Genomic DNA, 20452 nt, shown 5'->3' with positions numbered 1-20452 from the left:
CGTGCTCACCACCCTGCCCGACTACCGGCACGCGGTCGCGCTGGACGAGCCCTTCCGCCCGCTCAGCGCGCCCGCGCCGGCCGACCGGCTCGACGTGTTGACGAGCCTCGCCCTGCGCATGCTCGGGGACGACCCCTGGGTCGGCCGGTTCCGGCTGCCACGCGAGGCCGTGGACCGGCGGCGGATGCTGCGGGCGGTGCTCACCGTCCGCGAACCCGCGCCGCTGGACCCCGAGCTCGTCGCCGTGCTGGACGCGGTGCTCGGCGGCGAACGCCGGCGGCGCCCCGCTGCTGACGCCCTGAGCCTGCCGGCGCCGGTCGCGGTGTGGCGCGGCGACATCACGCGGCTGAAGGCCGACGCGATCGTCAACGCCGCCAACGACGCCCTGCTCGGCTGCTTCCAGCCGATGCACGCCTGCGTCGACAACGCGATCCACCACGCCGCCGGGCCACGGCTGCGGGCCGACTGCCAGCGGATCATGGCGTTGCAGGGAGCAGCGGAGCGGACCGGGACCGCGAAGATCACCCGCGGTTACCACCTGCCTGCGTCGTTCGTGCTGCACACGGTCGGCCCGATCGTGCACGGGAACCTGCTGCCCGCCCACGGAACGGCGCTCGCCGACTCCTACCGGGCCTGTCTGGACCTCGCCGCCGAGGTACCGGGAATTCGCACGGTCGCGTTCTGCGGCATCAGCACGGGGATCTTCGGGTTCCCGAAACGGCCCGCCGCCCGCGTCGCGGTCGGCACGGTCCGGGACTGGCTCGCCGCCCACCCCGGACGGTTCGAGCGAGTGGTGTTCGTGGCGTTCGGCGCCGAGGACGAGTCCGTCTACCGGGAGTTGTTGTGATGTTGCGTCGGTGGCTCGACGAGGCCGATCGGGTGTTGATCGCGGCGGGAGCCGGACTGTCGGCCGCGGCGGGGTACGACTACGCGGATACCGAACGGTTCGCCCAGTTGTTCCCCGTTCTGCACGAGAAGGGCCTGTGGGCGCGCTACCAGCTGATCGGGCTGCCGTTGCCGCCGAGGTTGCTGTGGGGTTACTGGTCCGTGCACGTCGACGACATCCGGTTCGGCGACGAGCCGAACCCGGTGTACACACGGTTGCGGGAACTGGTCGGTACCCGTGACCACTTCGTTCTGACGTCCAATGTGGATGGTCTGTTCGCGCGCAACGGGTTCGCTGAGGACAGGGTGTGGACGCCGCAGGGGGACTACGGCCGGTACCAGTGCGAGACGCCGTGCACAAGGGAGACCTGGCCGAGCAGGCCGATCATCGAGGCGGCTCTGGACACCTACGACGTGACCACGGGAGAGGTCGACGCCGTGCCGTCGTGTCCGCGATGCGGCGGACAAGTGTTCCTCAACGTTCACAAGGGGCCCGAGTACGTCCCCGATCATTACGCGGGGGCGGGGCGCGGTCTGCGCGAATGGCTGCGGGACGGCGTGCTCGTGATCGAGATCGGCGCCGGGTACAGCACGCCCGGGGTCATCCGTTCGCCGGTCGAGTCCTTGGTCCGCAGCCTGCCAAGCGCTCGCTTGGTGCGGATCAACACCACCCACGCGGAGGTGCCGGCGGATCTTGGTGAACGGGCGGTTTCGGTGCGGGCGGACGTCGCGGAAGTGCTGTCCGGGCCATAGCACATCGCGCTATCCGCGAACTGGAGTAAGACGCCCCGCCATCTGGTGCCATTCGTCAGGTTACGTATGTGAGAAAGTTTCACCACCCCCCTCGACGGCACGTCGGGTTTGTGCGTACGGTGAGCGCGCTGTAACCGTACCGGTCAGTAGTAACCCGAGCTGAATTCCTTTCTCCCCACCCCTGCAGGGTGAGGAAGTGAGCGCAGTGAACATGCTGTCGGATCGTGAACGGGTGCTGTGCCTGAGCCCTTTCAGCACCCCCAACCCGGCCCTCGTGGTCGCGGCCGGACGAGCGGGCGCACTCGGTGTGCTCGACCTCGGGCCGGACGCCGCCGCCGACCTCCGTCGTGTCACCTCCCGGCTTCCCCGCGCGTTCGGCGTGCGGGTGCACGGGCCGTTGACGGTGCCCCTCCCGGACGCCGTCGACACCGTCGTGGCCGATCTTGTCCGATACGCTCCCAACCTCGCTGAGCTGGGTGAACGCCGCGTGCTCGCGGTGATCACCTCAGTGGCGGAGGCCGTTGCGGCGATCGAGTACGGGGCCACCGGCTTGATCGCCAAGGGTGCCGAGTCCGGCGGCCGAGTGGGTGGTTCGCCCGCGTTCGTGCTGCTCCAGCAGGTGCTCGCGCTGACCGATCTGCCGGTCTGGGTGGCCGGGTCGATCGGCCCCGACACGGCTGCCGCGGCGGTCGCGGGCGGTGCGCGCGGAGTGGTGCTGGAAGGCCAGCTCACGCTCGTCGCGGAGGCTCGAAAACATATTTCCGGCGAAATTGTCAACGCCGTCCGGATGATGGATGGCGCGGACACCGTCGTGAACCACGGGTTACGTGTTCACAGTCGGCGAAACACACTCGAAATTGGTCAAGAAGGTTCTCTGGCCGATTTCTACCGTAGCTCGTTCGGGACCGTTGGAGGCGTGGTAGGCGCGATTGCGCGCGGCATTCGGGACAATCTCACCCTGGCGGGTGAGCAGCGCTCGATCCGCGCCGGCGGGCCGTTCTGCGACCGCGTCCCCGGCCTGCGCTACCCGATCGCGCAGGGGCCGATGACCCGCGTCAGCGACCAGCCCGCGTTCGCCGCGGCCGTCGCCGAGGGCGGCGCGCTGCCGTTCCTCGCGCTCGCGTTGATGGAGGGCCCTGCCGTCCGCACGCTGCTGGAGCACACCGCGGAGAAGCTCGGCGACCGGCCGTGGGGTGTGGGCCTGCTCGGGTTCGCGCCGCCGGAACTGCGGGCGCGGCAGATGGAGGCCGTGCTGGCCGTCCGTCCGAAGTACGCGATCGTCGCCGGGGGCACGCCCACGCAGGCGCGCGAACTGGAGGACGCCGGCATCGAGGCGTTCCTGCACGTGCCGTCACCCGCGTTGCTGCGCCGGTTCCTCGACGAGGGCGCGCGCAAGTTCGTCTTCGAGGGCTCGGAGTGCGGCGGGCACACCGGTCCCCGCACCAGCTTCACGTTGTGGCAGCAGCAGATCGACGTCCTCAAAGGTCGCGAGAAGGACGTCGTCGCGCTGTTCGCGGGCGGCATCCACGACGCCCGCTCGGCCGCGATGATCTCCGCGATGACCGCGCCGATCGCGGCACGGGGTGCGGCGATCGGGGTTCTCGTCGGCACGGCCTACCTGTTCACCGAGGAAGCCGTGACGCACGGCGCCATCCAGCCGGTGTTCCAGCAGGTCGCGCTGGAGTGCGAGGACACCGCGCTGCTGGAGACCTCACCGGGCCACGCCGTCCGATGCGCGCAGACGTCCTATGTGGACACGTTCGAACAGGCGCGCGCCGAACTGGCGGGACTGTCGAAGCAGGAGAGCTGGGAGCAGCTCGAACAGCTCAACCTGGGACGGCTCCGGCTCGCCAGCCGCGGCCTCGTCCGCGACGACACCGGACTCAAGGCGGTCGGCGAGGACGAGCAGCGCCGCGAGGGCATGTTCATGATCGGCCAGGTCGCGACGCTGCGGTCGGAACGCACCACGATCGCCGACCTGCACGAGGACATCGTCTCCGGCCTGGTCCCCGAGACCGATGCGGAGACCTCCGAGGCCGAACCGCTGGACGTCGCCATCGTCGGCATGGCCGCGATCATGCCGGGCGCGCACGACGTCGCCGAGTTCTGGGCGAACGTGCTGGCGGGCACCGACTCCATCACCGAGATCCCGCCGGACCGCTGGTCGCCCGAACGCTACGGCAGCCCGTTCAAATGGGGCGGCTTCCTGCCGCGCACGGCGTTCGACCCGCTCGCGTACGGCATCCCGCCCACGTCGCTGACCTCGATCGAACCCGCCCAGTTGCTGGCACTCGAGGTGTCGGCGCGGGCGCTGAAGGACGCCGGGTACGCGACGCGGGTGTTCGACCGTGAGCGCACGTCGGTGATCTTCGGCGCCGAGGCCGGTGCCGACCTCGCGAACGCCTACACGGTCCGCACCGCGTTGCCCGCACTGGGAGTCAGCGGCCTGGACGACCACCTGCCGAAGCTCACCGAGGACTCGTTCCCCGGCGTGCTCGGCAACGTGATCGCGGGCCGCGTCGCGAACCGCCTCGACCTCGGCGGTGCGAACTACACGGTCGACGCCGCCTGCGCGTCCAGCCTCGCCGCGCTCGACGTGGCGTGCAAGGAACTCGTCGGCGGCACCAGCGACATGGTCCTGTGCGGCGCGGTCGACCTGCACAACAGCGCGCACGACTACCAGATGTTCGCGTCGGTGAAGGCCTTGTCCGCCAAGGGCCGTTGCGCCACGTTCGACTCGGCGGCGGACGGCATCGCGCTCGGCGAGGGCGTGGCCGCCGTCGTCCTGAAGCGACTCGCCGACGCCGAACGGGACGGCGACCGGGTCTACGCGGTGATCAAGGGCATCGGCGCGTCGAGCGACGGCCGTTCGCTGGGCCTGACCGCGCCACGCCCGGAAGGCCAGCAACGAGCCCTGCGCCGTGCGTACGCGGCGGCCGGGCTGCCGGTCACCGACGTCGGCCTGGTCGAGGCGCACGGCACCGGAACCGTGGTGGGAGACCGGACCGAGCTCAAGTCGCTGACCGAGATGTTCGCCGGCGTCGAACCCGGTACCTGCACGATCGGCTCGGTCAAGTCCCAGATCGGCCACACCAAGTGCGCGGCCGGACTCGCTGGTGTGATCAAGGCGGCGCTGTCCGTCCACACCGGACTGCGGCCGGGCACGCTGCACGTCAAGCAGCCCAACGCCTTCTGGGACGCGCAGACCAGCCCGTTCGCGTTCGGCCACCGCACGTGGGCGAGCAGGAACCGGGTCGCGGGCGTCAGCGCGTTCGGCTTCGGCGGCACGAACTTCCACACCGTGATCGCGGGCTACACCGGCGCCGACGAACCACGCCACGGCCTGACGGCGTGGCCAGCGGAACTGTTCCTGATCCGCGGTGACGATCAGGCTGCGGCGCAAAAGGAAGCCGCTCGCATCGCCGCACTCGTGGACGCGCGCACCCCACTGCGTTCGCTGGCCGCGGCGTGCGGCGCAGGAACAGTGCAGGCGGCGTTCGTGGTCAGCGATCACGGTGGCTTGCGGAAGGCGCTCGCGGACGTCGAGGCCTGGCGCGAGTCCGACGTGGTGTCGCTGAGGACCGGCGAACGGCCGCAGGTCGCGTTCCTGTACCCCGGCCAGGGCAGCCAGCGGCCGGGCATGCTGCTCGACCTCGTCACGGCTTTCCCGCGCCTGCAGGACTTCCTCGACGCACGGTACGAGCGGGTCATGTACCCGCCGGCCGCGCTGACCGCCGAGGACGTGTCGAGGCAACGCGCGGAGATCACCGACACCCGCAACGCCCAGCCCGCGCTCGGCATCGCCGGGCTCATGGTCACGGCGCTGCTGGACTCCGTCGGCGTGCGGCCGGACCTGGCCGGTGGCCACAGCTACGGCGAACTGGTCGCGCTGTCGGCGGCCGGTGCGTTCGACGCCGCCGAGCTGCTGGACCTCAGCGCCGCCCGCGCCGCCGCGATGCTGGAGGCGGTCGGCGAGGACCCCGGCACGATGGCCGCCGTGACGGCCGCGGTGGCCGAGGTCGAAGCGCTGCTGCCACCGGATGTCGTGGTGGCCAACCACAACGCGCCCGAGCAGGTCGTGATCTCCGGGCCCACCAAGGCCGTGGAGAACGCGGTCGAGGTGCTGCGGTCCGCCGGGCTGACCGTCAAGAACATCCCGGTCGCCGCCGCGTTCCACAGCCCGCTGATGGCCGGCGCACGCGACCGGTTCGCGGCCAGGCTCGGGGAGATCTCCCTGGGCGAGACGCGGTTCCCGGTGTGGTCGAACGTGTCCGCGCAACCTCACACCGACGTGCGCCTCGGTCTGTCCGAGCAGCTCGCTGGCCGGGTGCGGTTCGTGGACCAGATCGAGTCGATGTACGCGGCGGGCGCACGGATCTTCGTCGAGGCCGGACCTGGCGGTGTGCTGACGTCGCTGGTGGGCAAGACCCTCGGCGACCGGCCGCACCAGACGTTGCGCTGCGACGACCACGTGACGTTCCTGCGCACGCTGGCAGCTCTCGCGGTCGCCGGTGTCGAGGTGGACACCGCGCCGCTGTTCGAGGACAGGGCCGAACCCGCCACGGTCGTGCCGCCGCGGCCGGGCTGGTACGTGGATGGAGGACTCGTGCGGGACGCGAACGGTGAGGCACTGCCCGGTGGGCTCCGGCCCGCGACCGAGTTCCCGACGCTGCGGGTGGGCTCGGGGCTGGGACGCGACGAGATCATCGAGAAGTTCCTGGACGGGATGCGGGACGCGGTGAGCGCGCAGCGCGACGTGCTGCTGAGCTACCTCGGCACCGCGCCCGCCGAGGTGCCCGCGCCGAGGCAGGTGATCGACCAGGTGGTCGTCGCCGTCCCGGAGCCCCAGGCGAAACCCCAGACGGACGTCGCGACGGTGGTGCTGCGGACGATCAGCGCCCGCACCGGCTACCCGGTCGAGATGTTGCAGCCGGGCCTGGACCTGGAAGCAGACCTGTCGATCGACTCCATCAAGCGGACGGAGATCGTCGGCGAGCTGGTCGCCGAACTGGGCGCGGCGGGATCGGTCGACGACCTCGCGCAGCTCAAGACCATCGACGGCATCGTCGGCTGGTTCGGGGCAGCGCCGGTCACCGCGCCCGCGGGCAAGGACGTGCGGGCGGTCGTGCTCCAGACGATCAGCGCCCGCACCGGCTACCCGGTCGAGATGCTGCAGCCGGGCCTGGACCTCGAAGCGGACCTGTCGATCGACTCCATCAAGCGCGCCGAGATCGTGGGCGAGCTGGCCCAGGAGCTCGGCGCCGCGGGCGAGGTCGACGAACTGGCCCAGCTGAAGACGATCGACGGGATCGTCGCCTGGTTCGGAGAGACCCCGGCCATCGCGGCGGCGCCCGTCCTGGCACTGCCCGCCCCCACGGGAGGCCGGCTCGTCCGGCTGGTGCCGCAGGTGGTCCCCGCGGAACCCGCCGACCCCGCCGACCTCACCGGCAAGACCGTGCTGATCGTCGACGACAACGGGATCGGCCTCGAACTCGCCGACCTCCTCGAACGCCACACCGCGCGGCCGCGCATCGAGCCCGCCTTCCCGGACGACCTGACCGGCATCGACGTCGTGATCCGGCTCCAGGCACGCTTGCCGGAGGCGTTCAGCGAGGTCAAGGCCTGCGTGACAAACGGGGTCGCGCTCGTCGTGGTCACCACGGGCGGCGGCACGTTCGGCTTCGACCACACACCCGACGAGCTGCCCGCGGACATCGGCCTGCACGGGCTGATCCGCACGGCCGCGCTCGAGTACCCGGACCTCGTGGTGCGCTCGGTCGACGTCAACCCCAAGGAGAGCCACCGCGACATCGCCACCGCGCTGCTCGCCGAGATCGGGCCCGGCCCCGCCGTCGTCGGTTACCAGGCCGGCAAACGGCAGGTCATCGAGGCGGTCCCGGGAGAACTCGAACCCGGCACCCTCGACCTGGACGCGGACAGCGTGGTGCTGCTGACCGGCGGCGCCCGAGGCATCACCGCGCTCGCTGCCGTCGAACTCGCCGAACGCACCGGCTGCCACATCGAGCTGATCGGCCGCACGCCGATCGCGTCAGAGGACCACCGGCTGAGCCACGCCGCGACCGAGCCCGAGGTCGTGAAGGCGCTGTTCGAGCTGGGGGAGAAGGACGACGTGCCGGCCAAGGCGCGCAAGGTCCTCGCCGAACGCGAAGTGCGCCAGACCATGGAACGGTTGCGCGCCAGGGCCTCCTCAGTGCGCTACCACGAGTGCGACGTCACCGACGCCGAGGCCGTCGGCAAGGTGATCGACGACGTCAAGGCCCGGTTCGGCCGGATCGACGGCGTCGTGCACGGCGCGGGCGTGCTGGACGACAAGCTGATCGAGGCCAAGACGCAGGAGTCGTTCGACCGCGTCTGGGCGACGAAGGTCAACGGCGCCAAGGCGTTCGAGGACGGGTTCCTCGTCCTGTTCGGCAGTGTCAGCGGCGTGTTCGGCAACCGCGGCCAGGCCGACTACTCGGCCGCGAACGACGCGCTGGACCGCATGGCGAGGTTCTGGGGCGCCCAGCGCAGGGTCGTCGCCGTCGACTGGGGTCCCTGGTCCGGTGCGGGCATGGCGGCAGGACTCGCCGACGAGTACGCGCGGCGCGGCATCCCGCTGATCGAGCCGGAGCAGGGCGTGGCCGCGCTGCTGAACGAGATCGCGACCGGCCAGGACGTGCAGGTGGTCTACCGATGGGAGGCATAGCGATCGTCGGGATCGGCGCCGTCTTCCCCGGTGCCCCCGACGCGGCGACGTTCTGGCGCAACATCGTCAGCGGCGTCGACGCGATCGGCCAGATCCCGCCAGGACGCTGGGACCCGGCCACCTACTACGACCAGGACAGCAGGAGCGGCGACAGGTTCTACTGCCGCAAGGGCGGGTTCGTCGACGACCTCGCCGAGTTCGACCCGACCAGGTTCGGCATCATGCCGTCCACAGTGGACGGCGCGGAGCCCGACCAGCTGCTCGCCCTCGCCACGGCCGCGGAGGCCATCGCGGACGCAGGCGGGGAGGCGGTCCTGCCGTCCCGCGACCGCGTCGGTGTCGTCGTCGGCCGCGGCGGTTACCTCACGCCGGGCTGTGCGCGGCTGGACCAGCGGGTCCGGCTCGCCGACGAGGTCGTGTCGGTGGTCGGCGACCTCTTCCCGAACCTCGCCGGCGCCGAGATGGACAAGGTCCGCAAGGCCATCCGCGACCGCCTCGGGCCGGAGCAGCCGGAGGCGTCGATCGGGCTCGTGCCGAACCTGGCCGCGTCCCGCATCGCCAACCGGTTCGACCTCAAGGGCACCGCGTACACGGTGGACGCCGCGTGCGCGTCCGGGCTGGTCGCCGTCGAGCACGCCGTCCGCGAGCTCCAGGAGGGCCGCGCGGACGCCATGCTCGCCGGCGCCGTCCACGTCTGCCACCACCCGACGCTGTGGAGCGTCTTCACCCAGCTCAGGGCGTTGAGCCCGACCGAGCGCATCCGGCCGTTCGACGCTTCGGCCGACGGCACGCTGCTGTCCGAGGGCGTCGGCATGGTCGTGCTGAAGCGGCTGGAGGACGTCGGCGACGAACGCGTCTACGCGGTGATCCGCGGCATCGGCTCGGCGAGCGACGGCCGCGCGACCAGCATGATGACGCCCAACCCGGACGGCCAGCTCCTCGCCGTGCAACGGGCCTGGGCCAACGCGGACCTCGATCCCCAGAAGAACCCGCCGGGTCTGATCGAGGCGCACGGCACCGCCACACCCGCCGGTGACGCCGCCGAACTGCACACGATGATCAGCGCGTTCGGCGGGCAGGGCGACGAGATCGGCATCGGCACCGTCAAGTCGATGATCGGCCACGCGATGCCCGCCGCCGGCATGGCAGGGCTGATCAAGGCCGCGCTCGCCCTGCACCACAACACGCTTCCGCCGACCCTGCACGTCGAGAACCCGCACAGCAGCTTGACCGGCACCAGGTTCACGCCCGTGACGACCGCTCGCGAGTGGACCGGACGGCACCGCGCGGTCGTCAACGCGTTCGGGTTCGGCGGGATCAACGCCCACGCGGTGCTCGACGGCCACACCATCGCCAAGCCGCGCAAGCCGGTCATGACCTTCGCCGCCGACACCGCCGAGGAACTGGCCAAGGCGCTCGCCGAACGCCGCACCTCCAGCGCCGACAGGGCGTTCCGGCTCGCCATCGGCAACCCGGACGACCGCAGGCTCAAGCTCGCCGAACGGGTGTTGTCGCAGGGCAAGGCGTGGCCGGGCCGGCACGACATCTGGTTCTCCCCGCAGCCGTTGCTGACCGGCACCGACCAGGTCGCGTTCGTGTTCCCCGGCTTCGAGCGCGAGTTCAGCGGCGAGGTCGTCGACCACGCCGTCGGGCTGCTGCAGGACGGTCGCCGCGAGGCCCGCGAGCTGATGGCGCTCGGCATCACGCCGGGTGCGCTCGCCGGGCACAGCATGGGCGAGTGGACGGCGATGGTCGTCGGCGGCATCTACCCGACGATCGACGAGTTCGTCTCGGCGCTCGGGCCCGGCGCGGTCGCCGTCGTCGACATCGCCTACGCCGCACTGGGTTGCTCGGCCGACACCGCCGAGCAGTACCTGATCGACGGCGTGACGATCAGCCACGACAACTGCCCGCACCAGTCGGTGATCTGCGGCCCGATCGACCGCCTCGAAGAGGTGCTGGTCACCCTCAAGGCCAACGGCGTGATGGCGCAGCTGATGCCGTTCCGCACCGGCTTCCACACCCCGGCGCTCGCCCCGTACCTGGGACGGGCCAAGGAGATGCTCGACGCACTGCCGGTCCGCACGTCGGACATCCCGGTGTGGTCGGCGAACTCGTTGCAGCCGATGGCCGCCGGCGAGGTCCGCGAGCTGGTCCTGCGGCACCTGGTCGAGCCCGTCCGGTTCCGGCCGCTGCTGGAACGCCTGCACGGGGCGGGTTTCCGCGCGTTCGTCCAGATCGGACAGGGCAGCCTGCCGGGGTTCGTCGGGGACACGCTGCACGACCGGCCGCACATCGCCGTGAACGCCGACATCGCGCCGGAGGCGTTGTGGGCCTTCGGGCTCAAGCGCGGCACGGCCCACAAGGTCAAGCTCAAGCTCGGCACACCGAAGATCAAGCTCGACGCCCTCGGCACCGAACCCGTGCTGGTCGCCGACGACAGCCCGATGTCGGCCGCGGTCAACAAGCTCCTGGCTCACACCAACGCCGTCGCCCGCGAGGTCGTCGGCGCGCTCCGGCCCAGCGAGGCCGGGTTCACCCGCGAGTTCTCGCTGCGGACCATGCCGGAGCTGGTCGACCACTCGGTGTTCCCGCAGGCACCCGGCTGGCCGGATCTGGCCGACGGGTTCCCGATCGTGCCCGCCACGGGCCTGCTGGAGGTGTTCGCGGACGCCGCGCGCAGGCTCACCGGCGGCACCGTCCACGGGTTCGCCCAGGTCAGGGCCAAGCGCTGGCTCACGGCACTGCCCGCGACGACGGTGAAGATCTCGGCACGTGCGGAGAGCCAGGACCGGGTCTTCGTGAAGGTCGGCGACTACGCGGAGGGCATCGTGCTGATGTCCCCGCAGACCACCCAGTCCGAGCGCAGGGAACTCGAAGGCGTCCGCGCGGCACCGGTGTCCGCCGGCGAGCTGTACAAGGACAACTGGATGTTCCACGGACCGGCGTTCGCGGGCGTCACGAAGATCGACTGCCTGGCGGACAACGGGATCGCGGGTGTGCTGACACCGCTGCCCGCGCCGGGGGCGTTGCTGGACAGCGCGGGACAGTTGATCGGCCACTGGATGCAGGTCTGCCGCACCGAGGACCAGACCGTGCTGCCGACCGGGATCGAGCGGGTGACGTTCCACGGGCCCGCGCCGACCGGCGACGTCCACTGCACCGCCTGGATCCGCGAGGTCACCGAGCAGACGATGGTCGCGGACGCCGAGCTGACCGTGAACGGCGTGCTGTGGTGCCGGATCACCGGCTGGACCACCCGCCGCTTCACCACGGACGACCGGATCTGGCAGGTCAAGCTCAAGCCCGGCACCGAGATGCTGTCCACTGTGGATACTTCTGGGGACGGTGAATGGCTGCGGGTGACCGAGAACTGGTCCGACAGCGCGACGCGCGACCTGATCATGCGCCGCTACCTGAACTCCGCCGAACGCCGGCACTACGGCGGCTTGGACGTGCCCGCCCAGCGCGACTGGCTGCTGCGCGTGATCGCGGCGAAGGACGCCGTGCGCGCGTGGCTGTGGGAACGCGGGGCAGGGCCGGTCTACCCGGCGGAGCTGACCGTGAACGCCGACGGCAGGGTGCGCGGCGCGTTCGCCGTGCCCCGGATCGAAGTCATTGCGGAACCCGGGCGAGCCGCGGCCCGCGTGCGAACGGAGATGTGATGGACGAGGTGCTGCAGCAGGTCGCCAAGCTGATCACCGAGGTGGTCGGCCCCGACTTCCTGCTGGGCGTGGAGATCACCCGCGACACCACGTTCAGCGACGACCTGGGCCTGGAGTCGATCGAGTTCGTCGCGCTGGCGGACAAGCTCAACGCCCACTACGGCGTCGATCTCGTGGCCTTCCTGGCGGACATGGACATCGACGAGATCATGGCGATGTCCGTCGGCCGGCTCGTCGACCACATCACGGCTCGTGTCTGAGGTTCACGCCCGAGGGCTGCGTTTCCACGTGCAGCGGCTCGGGCCCACCCCAGAAGATGCACCGGCAGCGCCGACCGTGGTGTTCGTGCACGGCCTGGTCATGGACAACCTGTCGAGCTTCTACTACACGCTCGCCGCGCCGCTGGCCCAGGCCGGGTTCGGCACCGTGCTGTTCGACCTGCGCGGGCACGGCCTGTCCGAGCGGCCTCCTTCTGGTTACACACCAGAGGAAAGCGCGCTGGACCTCGTGGCCGTGCTGGACGAGATCGGCGTGACCGAGCCAGTGTTCCTGCTGGGCAACAGTTACGGCGGGGTCGTCGCGATGCACGCGGCCGTCCAGGCCCCTGACCGGGTCGGCGGTGTCGTGCTGGTCGAGTCGGCGGTCGGGGGAGTGGTCGGCGACGCGTGGTTCGAGGACATCACGAACACGCTGACGGTCGCCGCGCTCGGCCTGGAGTTCGACCGGACGCAGGACCAGCTGATGGCACTGGGACAGCGCAAGATCGCGAAGCTCGCCGTGAACGCCAACGCGTTGCTCAACGGCACGACGCTGATCGACGACCTCGGCTCCGGTGCGAAGCTCGACCTCACCCAGGTCCAGTGCCCGGTGCTCGGCGTGTACGGGGCCGAGTCCGAACTGATCGGGGCCGCCGCGGAGCTGCGGGAACGGATTCCGGCGTGCCGCCTGCACGTCGTGACCGGGCTGGGCCACACGGTGCTGCGCGAGGCCACGGCCGAGCTGCTCGACGTGCTGCTGGACTGGTTGCCGTCATGAGCCGGTTCCTGTTCGTGGTGCCGCCCCTGACCGGCCACGTCAACCCGACCGCCTCCGTGGGCGGCGAGCTGCTGGCGCGCGGGCACGAGGTCGCGTGGGTCGGGCACCCCGGCACGCTGATGCCGCTCCTGCCGGAGAACGCGGTGGTGTTCCCCGCGATCGACGACCTCCTGGAGGCCGACATCCGCGCGAAACGGGAGCGCTGGCTCGCGTTGCGCGGGATGGCGGTGCTCAAGTTCTTCTGGGAGGAGTTCCTGATCCCGCTGGGGCACTCCATGGTGCCGGGCGTCGAGAGGGCGGTCCGGGCCTTCCAGCCGGACGTCGTCGTGGCCGACCAGCAAGCGTTGGCGGGGCCCTTGGTGGCGCGCGAGGCCGGCGTGCCGTGGGCGACCTCGGCGAGCACGTCGGCGGAGCTGGTGAATCCACTGAGGACGATGCCGAAGGTCGACGCGTGGGTGCGCGACCTGCTGCACGACTTCGCCGGTGGGGACATCCGGTTCTCCGACCGGCTGGTGCTGGTCTACAGCTCGGCGGCGCTGGTGGGGCAGGAGTTCGGCGACGAGGTGGCCTTCGTGGGCCCCGCGCTCGCGCACCGGGTGGAACGGGTGGACTTCCCGTGGGAGTGGCTGGTACGAGAAGAGAAGCGGTGCGTTCTCGTGTCCCTCGGCACCCTCAACGGTCCCGCCGGTGAGCGTTTCCTGGGCCAGGCGTTGGAAGCCGTGGCCGGACTCGACGTCCGGGTCGTGATGGTCGCCGAGCCGCGACCCGCGCCACCCAACGTCCTGATGCTCCCGTCCGTGCCGCAGCTCGCGCTCATGCCGCACCTGGACGCGGTCGTCACGCACGGCGGCCACAACACGGTCTGCGAGGCGCTGGCACACGGGTTGCCGCTGGTCGTGGCGCCGATCAGGGACGACCAGCCGACCGTCGCCGCCCAGGTCGTGCAGGCCGGCGCCGGTGTCCGGCTGACCTATTCACGTGCACGCGCAGCAGATGTCCGGAGCGCACTGGAGTCCGTGCTGGACGAGCCGGAGTACACGGCCGCCGCCGGGCTGGTGCGCGAATCGTTCTTGGCGGCAGGCGGCGCAGCGGCCGCGGCCGACCGACTGGAAAAGGTGGTGGCCGGGTGATTCTCAGCGTGGTGGTGGTGTTGGTCGTCCTGCTGGACGTGCTGCGCCTGCGGTCCCGCGCGTCCAAGCTGCGTGTGCTCACCCCGGGCGTGGGTGAGCACACGCTCCTCACCGCCACCGGGGTCCACACCGACGGCTCGTGGGAGACGGACGCCGATCTCGTCGACCTGGTGCCGCGCGACCTGCCCACGGTGGCGGCGCTGGACCTGCTCGGCGCGTTCGACCCCGGCAAGTACCGCGACGACCAGTGGGCGCGCGGGATCAGCGCGTCGCAGGCCGTTCTCGTGCGGGAGAAGTACGCCGAGGAGATCAACGCCGACGACCCGACCGAGTTCGTCGCGTACGTGCGGCGGGTCAAGGACCACGTGCACGCGGTGGTCGACATCGCGGTCGCGCCGGGCCTGAAGGCAGGGCCGTACGACCTCGGCTACCGCGCGGCGACGTTGCGGCGGCTCGGGAAACGGCCGTCGCTGTGGATCGCGGGCTCGGTCATCGGCTACGCGACCGTCATCGGCGCCCTGGTCACGAACTGGCAGTGGGGACTCGTCGCGCTGGCCGCGTACTGGGCGCACCCGATCCTGGTGTTCGCCGGCACGCCGCTGCAGCCGCGTGACCTGTGGGTGCCGCGTGTCCTGCGCACGCCCTACCTGTGGTTCAAGACGTCCGGGGGCAAGAAGTCCACGGCCGAGAAGCGCCAGGCCGAGATCCTCAAGGCCGCCGCGCCCTGGTACGAGCAGAACCGCGACCGGAACTTCCACGAGGCGCCGCGCGACAACTGCCCGTCGTGCGGCAGCAGCGACCTGCGCCGCTGGGTCACCGCCACGGACCTGGTGCAGCGCAAGCCCGGCACGTTCACAATGGACCGGTGTGTCCGATGTGGACACGTCTGGCAGAACCCGCGGCTGTCCGAGGAGGGCCTCGGCTTCTACTACCGCGACTTCTACGACGGTCTCGGCGAGACGTCGGCGGAGGCGGTGTTCTCCGGCAAGACCGAGCCGTACTACGGCCGGGCGCGGATGGTGGAGCCGTTCACGAAACCCGAGCGCTGGCTGGACGTCGGCTCCGGGCACGCCCACTTCTGCCTGGGCGCCAAGGAGGTCCTGCCCGCCACGACGTTCGACGGGCTCGACCAGGGCGCGGCCATCGAGGACGCGGCGCGGCTCGGCCGGATCGAGAACTCCTACCGCGGCAGCTTCAAGGACTTCGCGGGCGAGCTCAAGGGCCGCTACGACGTGATCAGCATGCATCACTACCTGGAGCACGTGCGCGACCCGTGGGAGGAGCTCGACATCGCCGCGGACGTGCTGCCCGACGGCGGTTACCTGCTGATCGAGCTGCCGGACCCGGAATGGCGGCTCGGCCGGTTGTTCGGCCAGTACTGGATGCCGTGGTTCCAGCCGCAGCACCAGCACATGATGCCGATCGGCAACCTGGAGCACGCGCTGGCCGACCGCGGACTGACCACAGTGGCCACCGAACGCAAGGAAGCCCACCTGTGCAACGACTTCACGCTCGCGCTGTTGCTGTGGCTGGGTGACAAGGCACCGCGCACGCCCGCGCCGTGGCGTCCGGAGAAGGTGAGGCTCCGCCGGACCCGCAGCTTCCTGGTGTGGTCACTGGGGATCCCGGCGTTCTTCGTGGCGCTGGCGCTGGACCAGACGGTGAACCGCTTCGTCGCCGCCCGCACCGGCAACGGCAACGCCTACCGGTTGCTGGCCCAGAAGGCATCGGCGGGGCAGGTGTGACGGACCTCGCGGATCGGCCTGAGCTCGCGCCGGAGCTCAGGCTGGTGCCGCACGCGTTCCGGCGCACGTTCGGACGGCCGGCCGTTGGGGTCTGGTACGCCCCGGGCGTGCTGAACCTGCTCGGCGGGGCGGTCAAGGTGAACGCCAAGTGGGGTGCGATCGTGGCGGGGGACCGGCGCGACGACGGCCTGCTGGAGCTCGTGTCGGTGAACCGCCCGACCGAACGCGCCCTGCTGCCGTCCGAAGAGGACGTCCCGGCGTGGGCGGCGGGCGTGGAGGCGACGGGCGGCGCCGCGCTGATGTGCAGCGTCGACCTGCCGCAGGGGAGTGGCCTGTCCGCGGCCGAGGCCTTGAGGACCGCGGTGGCACTGGCGCTCAAGGACCTCGCGGGTGAGCAGTGCGAAGAACCACCGGCGCAGGCCCTCGACCTGCCCGGCCAACGGCTGCTCGTCGTCGACACGAGGATCCGCCGGCAGGAACCGCAGGTGGAACGGCCGTACACGCGGCAGGCCGAGGACCTCGGCGTGGCCCTGACGGCGTACCACGAGGCCCAGGACCCGGATCCCGAGCAGGACGCGGTCGTCGAGGCCGCACTGGCCGCCGGCGCCCGCGGCGCCAGCATGCTGATCGACCCGCCGGGCAGGCCCGCTGTCGCACTGGTCGACGCGGACCTGGTCCCCGCGGTGAAGAAGGCGATCACGAAGGCGGTGGAGATCCCTCCCCGCTACCTCACGATCGCCCCTGGTCCCTTCAAGGCAGCGGCTTCACGGTGAACTCGGCCCGGCGCAGGTCCTTCGAGCTCGGCCCCACGAGCAGGACGAACTCGCCGGGCTCCACCACGCGCAGCCCGGCGGCGTCGACGATCGTGCAGTCGGAGACCGGGAGTTCGACGTCGACCTTCACGGTCTCGCCGGGCGCCACGTCGACCTGCTTGAACGACTTCAGCTCCTTGTCCGCCCAGCTCACCGACGTGACGGCGTCGCTGACGTAGACCTGCACGGTCTCGCGCGACGGTCGTGACCCGGTGTTGGTGAGCGACAGGCACGCCTTGACGGTCTCGTCCGGGCGCAGCACCGCCGTCTCCACGTGCAGGTCGCCGTACTCGACCGTCGTGTACGACAGGCCCTCGCCGAACGCGAACGCGGGCTCCTGCGTCAGGTCGGCGTAGCGCGTGCCGTGCTGGCCGCGGATCTGGTTGTAGTACGTCGGCTGCTGACCGGCGTGCGCCGCGAACGAGATCGGCAGCCGTCCGCTGGGCTCGATCAGCCCGTGCAGCACCTCGGCGATGGCCCGGCCGCCCTGCATGCCGGGGTTCGCGACCCACAGCAGCGCGGCGGCGTTGCGCGCCGACGCGGGCAGGACCAGCGGCTTCGACGCGAGCAGCACCACGACCAGAGGCTTGCCGGTCTCGGCCAGCGCGTCGAGCAGGGCGATCTGGCCGCCGATCAGGTCGAGCGTGGCGGTGGAGCGGCCCTCGCCGACCAGTTCGATGACGTCACCGACGACGGCGACCACGTAGTCGGCGTCCTCGGCCGCCGCGACGGCCTCCGCGATCAGGTTCGCGTCCGGCGCGCACGCCTTCACGACCGGCGGGCGCGGCTGGCCGTCGGGGAACGTGTCGCCCTCGGGGTCCGGCTCCAGCGTGAGGATGTCGGCGCCGCGGGCGTACGTGACCTCGTGCGGGGAGAGCTCGCGCAGCCCGTCGAGGACCGTCGTGATCATCTCGCGCGGGTGGCCGTTGGGCAGCCAGTCGGCCTGGCCGGACGAGCCGGCCCAGTCGCCGAGCTGGGTCTGGGCGTCGTCGGCGAGGGGGCCGACGACCGCGATCTTGCCCTTGGGCTTGCTGAACGGCAGCACGCCGTCGTTGCGCAGCAGCACCAGCGAACGGCGCGCGACCTGCAGGTTCAGCGCCACGTGGTCGTCGTGGTTGATCATCACGCGCTGGCGTTCCGCGTCGGGCCTGCGCGGGTTCTCGAACAGGCCGAGGTCGAACTTCAGCGTCAGGATGCGGGTGACCGCGCGGTCGAGGTCCGACTCGGCCAGCAGCCCGTCCTCGACGGCCTGCAGCGCGCCCTCGAAGAACTGCGGGGTCGTCATGATCATGTCGTTGCCGGCCTTCACGGCGGCCGCGGCGGCGTGCGCGTAGTCGGGCTGCAGCTTCTGCTCCCAGACCATGCGGCCGACGTTGTCCCAGTCCGTGATGAGCGTGCCCTGGTAGCCCCACTCACCGCGCAGCACCTCGTCGAGCAGCCACGAGTTGACCGTGATCGGCACGCCGTCGGTGGACTGGTAGCCGAGCATGAACGTGGCGCAGCCCGCGCGGGCGACCTTCTCGAACGGCGGCAGGAACCACGACCGCAGCTTGCGCCGCGACAGGTCCGCCTCGCTCGCGTCCCGCCCGCCCTGGGTCTCCGAGTACCCGGCGAAGTGCTTCGCGGTCGCGAGGATGGCCGTCTCGTCGGTGAGGCCGTCGCCCTGGTAACCGCGGACCATGGCGGCCGCGAGCTCACCGATCAGCACCGGGTCCTCGCCGAACGTCTCGTCGACGCGGCCCCAGCGCAGGTCCCGCGCGATGCACAGGACCGGCGAGAACGTCCAGTGCACGCCGGTCGCGGCGGCCTCGACGGCGGTGACGCGGGCGACCTGCTCGACCAGGTCCGGGTCCCAGCTCGCGGCCATGCCGAGCTGGGTCGGGAAGATCGTGGAGCCCTCGTAGAACGAGTGGCCGTGGATGCAGTCCTCGGCGATCAGCAACGGAACACGCAGCCGTGTCTGCGTGGTGAGGTCTTGCGCGCGCAGCACTCGTTCGGGCGAGGTGTGCAGGATCGAACCGACGTGCTTGCGCAGCACGTGGTCGTCCAGGTCCTCCCTCGAGTCCAGCTGCATCATCTGGCCGACCTTCTCGGCCAGCGTCATGCGGCCCAGCAGGTCGGCTACCCGCTCTGCGGTGGGCAGCGTGGCGTCGAGGTAGGGCACGTCGTCGCGATCCATGTGGTCTCCGAGAGGGCTCGTGCGGCGGCAGCGTCTATGGGAGCGCTCTCACAGTAGATACCTGAAACCGGTTCCGCGCGGAACCGGTTTCAGGATTTCCGGTACAAACGAATCGTTCGAGTAACACGAACGCGACAAACCGACTACTCCGAAGAGCAGCCGGTGTCAGTGTGTCGTGCGGACGCTACGCGCTGCTGTCGCACCGCGCGCCGGAATTTCGGCGGGTCAGCGTGAGGCCTTGGCTCCGCTCGGTGAGATGGCGAACCAGCGGTCGTCCACGCCGTGTCCCGTGGTGTCGCCCGGCTGCTCGTCGTCCACGTACCGGTAGACGGGCTTGCCCGCGATCGTCACCTGCTCCAGGCCGTCCGGGCGCTTCGTGGTGCCGAGCAGCGCCTGGTCGAGACCCGGCGCCTCGATCTTGCCGCCTGCGGCCAGCAACGGCGGCCACACGAGCGTGCACTCCGGTTCGAGGCAGGTCGACTTCGACGGGCCGTCCTGCGCGTTGAAGTACAGGGTGTTGTGCTCGCGGTCGGCGACGACTGCGCCGACCGCGGGCGACTCCTCGACCTGCAGTTTCGCGATGTCACCCGGCAGTACCTGGGTGGGTCCCGCCACCGGACCGGCAGCGGCCTCCAGTTCGGCCAGCGAGGCGGTCTCCTGCTCCGGCTGCGCGGAACAGGCACCGAGGCACACCAGTAGCGCGAGAACGGCGAATCGGCTCACATGGGTGATTACGGACAGAGGTGTCCCAGTGGTTCACCGCGACCGCGACCGCGGGCCGTCCGCCGACCCGGTCGAGGACCTGCGCCGCGGCTGGGACGGCTACGTGGAGTCCGGTCTGCGCATCCCCGCGATCTACGGCCTGATGCACGGCGGTCGCACCAAACCCACCCGTCGACGGCCCAGGCTCGGCGGATCCTGCACGGGATCGTGACGCGGGTCGGCGCCACGATCCTGCTGATCTCGAACCCCTCGGAACCCGGTGCGGACCGCATGTCCGAACGCGCCTGGTGGCGTCGAGGGCCGAGTCGGACCTGGCCACCGCCGCGAACCACCTGCTGGCGAGCACGGCCGAAACGCGGCTCACGCCCGGTGAGCTGGGGCTGCTGCGCGAACTGCTGGTCAGTCTCGGGAGCCGGCGCGCGACCGGATGATGGTCGCCGCCCGCTGGAAGTCCTCGTAGGTGCCGTTCAGCCTGACCGCGGAGTCCTGCGCCTCCTCCCACGTCACGACCCGCGGTGCCGTCCAGCCGCTCACCACGACGAGCCCGCCGTCGAACAGGTACAAGCCGGCGCCGCGGCGGCGTTGCAGCAGCAGCCAGGCGCTCAGGACCGGCAGCGCGAGGATGATGAGCGGCGCCGCGGTCAGCATCAGCAGCAGGAGGACGACCGCGGCCGTCGTGGCCAGCCCGAGCACCGTGAAGAGCGTCACGCGGCGGCGGAACCGGTGGTCGCACGGGCCGAGGCCGCGTTCGGCCGCCAGCCGGGCCAGCGCCTCCGGAATCTCGACCATGCGGGCACCGTACGAGCCCTGCCGCGGTCG

14 protein-coding genes are annotated in these 20452 nt (G+C 71.0%); 11 read left to right on the top strand and 3 right to left on the bottom strand.

The features are described from left to right. Position 1 precedes the first annotated feature (1 nt). The 9 genes from ACSHWB_RS42855 to ACSHWB_RS42815 all read left to right on the top strand — a co-directional run bounded on the left by ACSHWB_RS42855 (position 2) and on the right by ACSHWB_RS42815 (position 16692). Positions 2 to 847, top strand: coding sequence for a protein-ADP-ribose hydrolase (locus ACSHWB_RS42855; RefSeq protein WP_439659052.1), 846 nt, complete (start codon positions 2 to 4; stop codon positions 845 to 847). Beyond that, positions 844 to 1638 (top strand): hypothetical protein, encoded by a 795-nt coding sequence (locus ACSHWB_RS42850; RefSeq protein ID WP_439659051.1) that lies wholly within the window; start codon positions 844 to 846, stop codon positions 1636 to 1638. The genes ACSHWB_RS42855 and ACSHWB_RS42850 overlap by 4 nt, the downstream gene beginning before the upstream one ends. Before the next feature lie 196 nt (positions 1639 to 1834). Then, positions 1835 to 8344, top strand: coding sequence for an SDR family oxidoreductase (locus tag ACSHWB_RS42845; protein WP_439659050.1), 6510 nt, complete (start codon positions 1835 to 1837; stop codon positions 8342 to 8344). Continuing rightward, entirely contained in the window at positions 8332 to 12009 is a 3678-nt protein-coding gene (locus ACSHWB_RS42840) for a beta-ketoacyl synthase N-terminal-like domain-containing protein (RefSeq protein WP_439659049.1), read from the top strand. The genes ACSHWB_RS42845 and ACSHWB_RS42840 overlap by 13 nt, the downstream gene beginning before the upstream one ends. After that, positions 12009 to 12269 carry an acyl carrier protein gene (locus ACSHWB_RS42835; RefSeq protein ID WP_036014077.1) on the top strand — a complete coding sequence of 87 codons (261 nt, stop codon included), beginning with the start codon at positions 12009 to 12011 and terminating at the stop codon, positions 12267 to 12269. Before ACSHWB_RS42840 ends, ACSHWB_RS42835 begins: the two co-directional genes overlap by 1 nt. Further along, complete coding sequence (locus ACSHWB_RS42830; protein ID WP_439659048.1) at positions 12262 to 13044, top strand: alpha/beta fold hydrolase; 783 nt, start codon at positions 12262 to 12264, stop codon at positions 13042 to 13044. The genes ACSHWB_RS42835 and ACSHWB_RS42830 overlap by 8 nt, the downstream gene beginning before the upstream one ends. After that, positions 13041 to 14174, top strand: coding sequence for a glycosyltransferase (locus tag ACSHWB_RS42825; RefSeq protein ID WP_439659047.1), 1134 nt, complete (start codon positions 13041 to 13043; stop codon positions 14172 to 14174). The genes ACSHWB_RS42830 and ACSHWB_RS42825 overlap by 4 nt, the downstream gene beginning before the upstream one ends. Then, positions 14171 to 15919 carry a class I SAM-dependent methyltransferase gene (locus ACSHWB_RS42820; RefSeq protein ID WP_439659046.1) on the top strand — a complete coding sequence of 583 codons (1749 nt, stop codon included), beginning with the start codon at positions 14171 to 14173 and terminating at the stop codon, positions 15917 to 15919. The genes ACSHWB_RS42825 and ACSHWB_RS42820 overlap by 4 nt, the downstream gene beginning before the upstream one ends. After that, positions 15916 to 16692, top strand: a complete 777-nt coding sequence (locus ACSHWB_RS42815; RefSeq protein ID WP_439659045.1) for a hypothetical protein — start codon at positions 15916 to 15918, stop codon at positions 16690 to 16692. The genes ACSHWB_RS42820 and ACSHWB_RS42815 overlap by 4 nt, the downstream gene beginning before the upstream one ends. On the opposite strand, the gene ACSHWB_RS42810 is transcribed toward ACSHWB_RS42815, so the two are convergent. Together ACSHWB_RS42810 and ACSHWB_RS42805 are read right to left on the bottom strand one after the other, a co-directional pair. After that, entirely contained in the window at positions 16670 to 18910 is a 2241-nt protein-coding gene (locus ACSHWB_RS42810) for a glycoside hydrolase family 3 N-terminal domain-containing protein (protein ID WP_439659044.1), read from the bottom strand. The genes ACSHWB_RS42815 and ACSHWB_RS42810 overlap by 23 nt on opposite strands. A gap of 225 nt (positions 18911 to 19135) precedes the next feature. After that, complete coding sequence (locus tag ACSHWB_RS42805; protein ID WP_439659043.1) at positions 19136 to 19633, bottom strand: COG4315 family predicted lipoprotein; 498 nt, start codon at positions 19631 to 19633, stop codon at positions 19136 to 19138. 28 nt (positions 19634 to 19661) lie between these two features. Here ACSHWB_RS42805 and ACSHWB_RS42800 point away from each other — a divergent pair, with 28 nt between their 5' ends. Beyond that, positions 19662 to 19844, top strand: coding sequence for a hypothetical protein (locus ACSHWB_RS42800; protein ID WP_439659042.1), 183 nt, complete (start codon positions 19662 to 19664; stop codon positions 19842 to 19844). Between the two features lie 76 nt (positions 19845 to 19920). After that, on the top strand, positions 19921 to 20064 hold the full coding sequence (locus ACSHWB_RS42795; protein ID WP_439659041.1) for a hypothetical protein: 144 nt from the start codon (positions 19921 to 19923) through the stop codon (positions 20062 to 20064). On the opposite strand, the gene ACSHWB_RS42790 is transcribed toward ACSHWB_RS42795, so the two are convergent. Beyond that, entirely contained in the window at positions 20033 to 20422 is a 390-nt protein-coding gene (locus ACSHWB_RS42790; protein ID WP_439659040.1) for a hypothetical protein, read from the bottom strand. The genes ACSHWB_RS42795 and ACSHWB_RS42790 overlap by 32 nt on opposite strands. Positions 20423 to 20452 lie beyond the last annotated feature (30 nt).

It is taken from the genome of Lentzea sp. HUAS TT2, assembly GCF_051853195.1.
GTDB lineage: Bacteria > Actinomycetota > Actinomycetes > Mycobacteriales > Pseudonocardiaceae > Lentzea.
The sequence above is the reverse complement of the archived record's forward strand: the minus strand, read 5'-3'. Positions and strand labels throughout refer to the sequence as shown.

Coding starts and splice junctions, on each gene's coding strand:
- ACSHWB_RS42840 (WP_439659049.1), top strand. CDS start 8,332: ATGGGAGGCATAGCGATCGTCGGGATCGGCGCCGTCTTCCCCGGTGCC.
- ACSHWB_RS42835 (WP_036014077.1), top strand. CDS start 12,009: ATGGACGAGGTGCTGCAGCAGGTCGCCAAGCTGATCACCGAGGTGGTC.
- ACSHWB_RS42825 (WP_439659047.1), top strand. CDS start 13,041: ATGAGCCGGTTCCTGTTCGTGGTGCCGCCCCTGACCGGCCACGTCAAC.
- ACSHWB_RS42810 (WP_439659044.1), bottom strand. CDS start 18,910: ATGGATCGCGACGACGTGCCCTACCTCGACGCCACGCTGCCCACCGCA.
- ACSHWB_RS42790 (WP_439659040.1), bottom strand. CDS start 20,422: ATGGTCGAGATTCCGGAGGCGCTGGCCCGGCTGGCGGCCGAACGCGGC.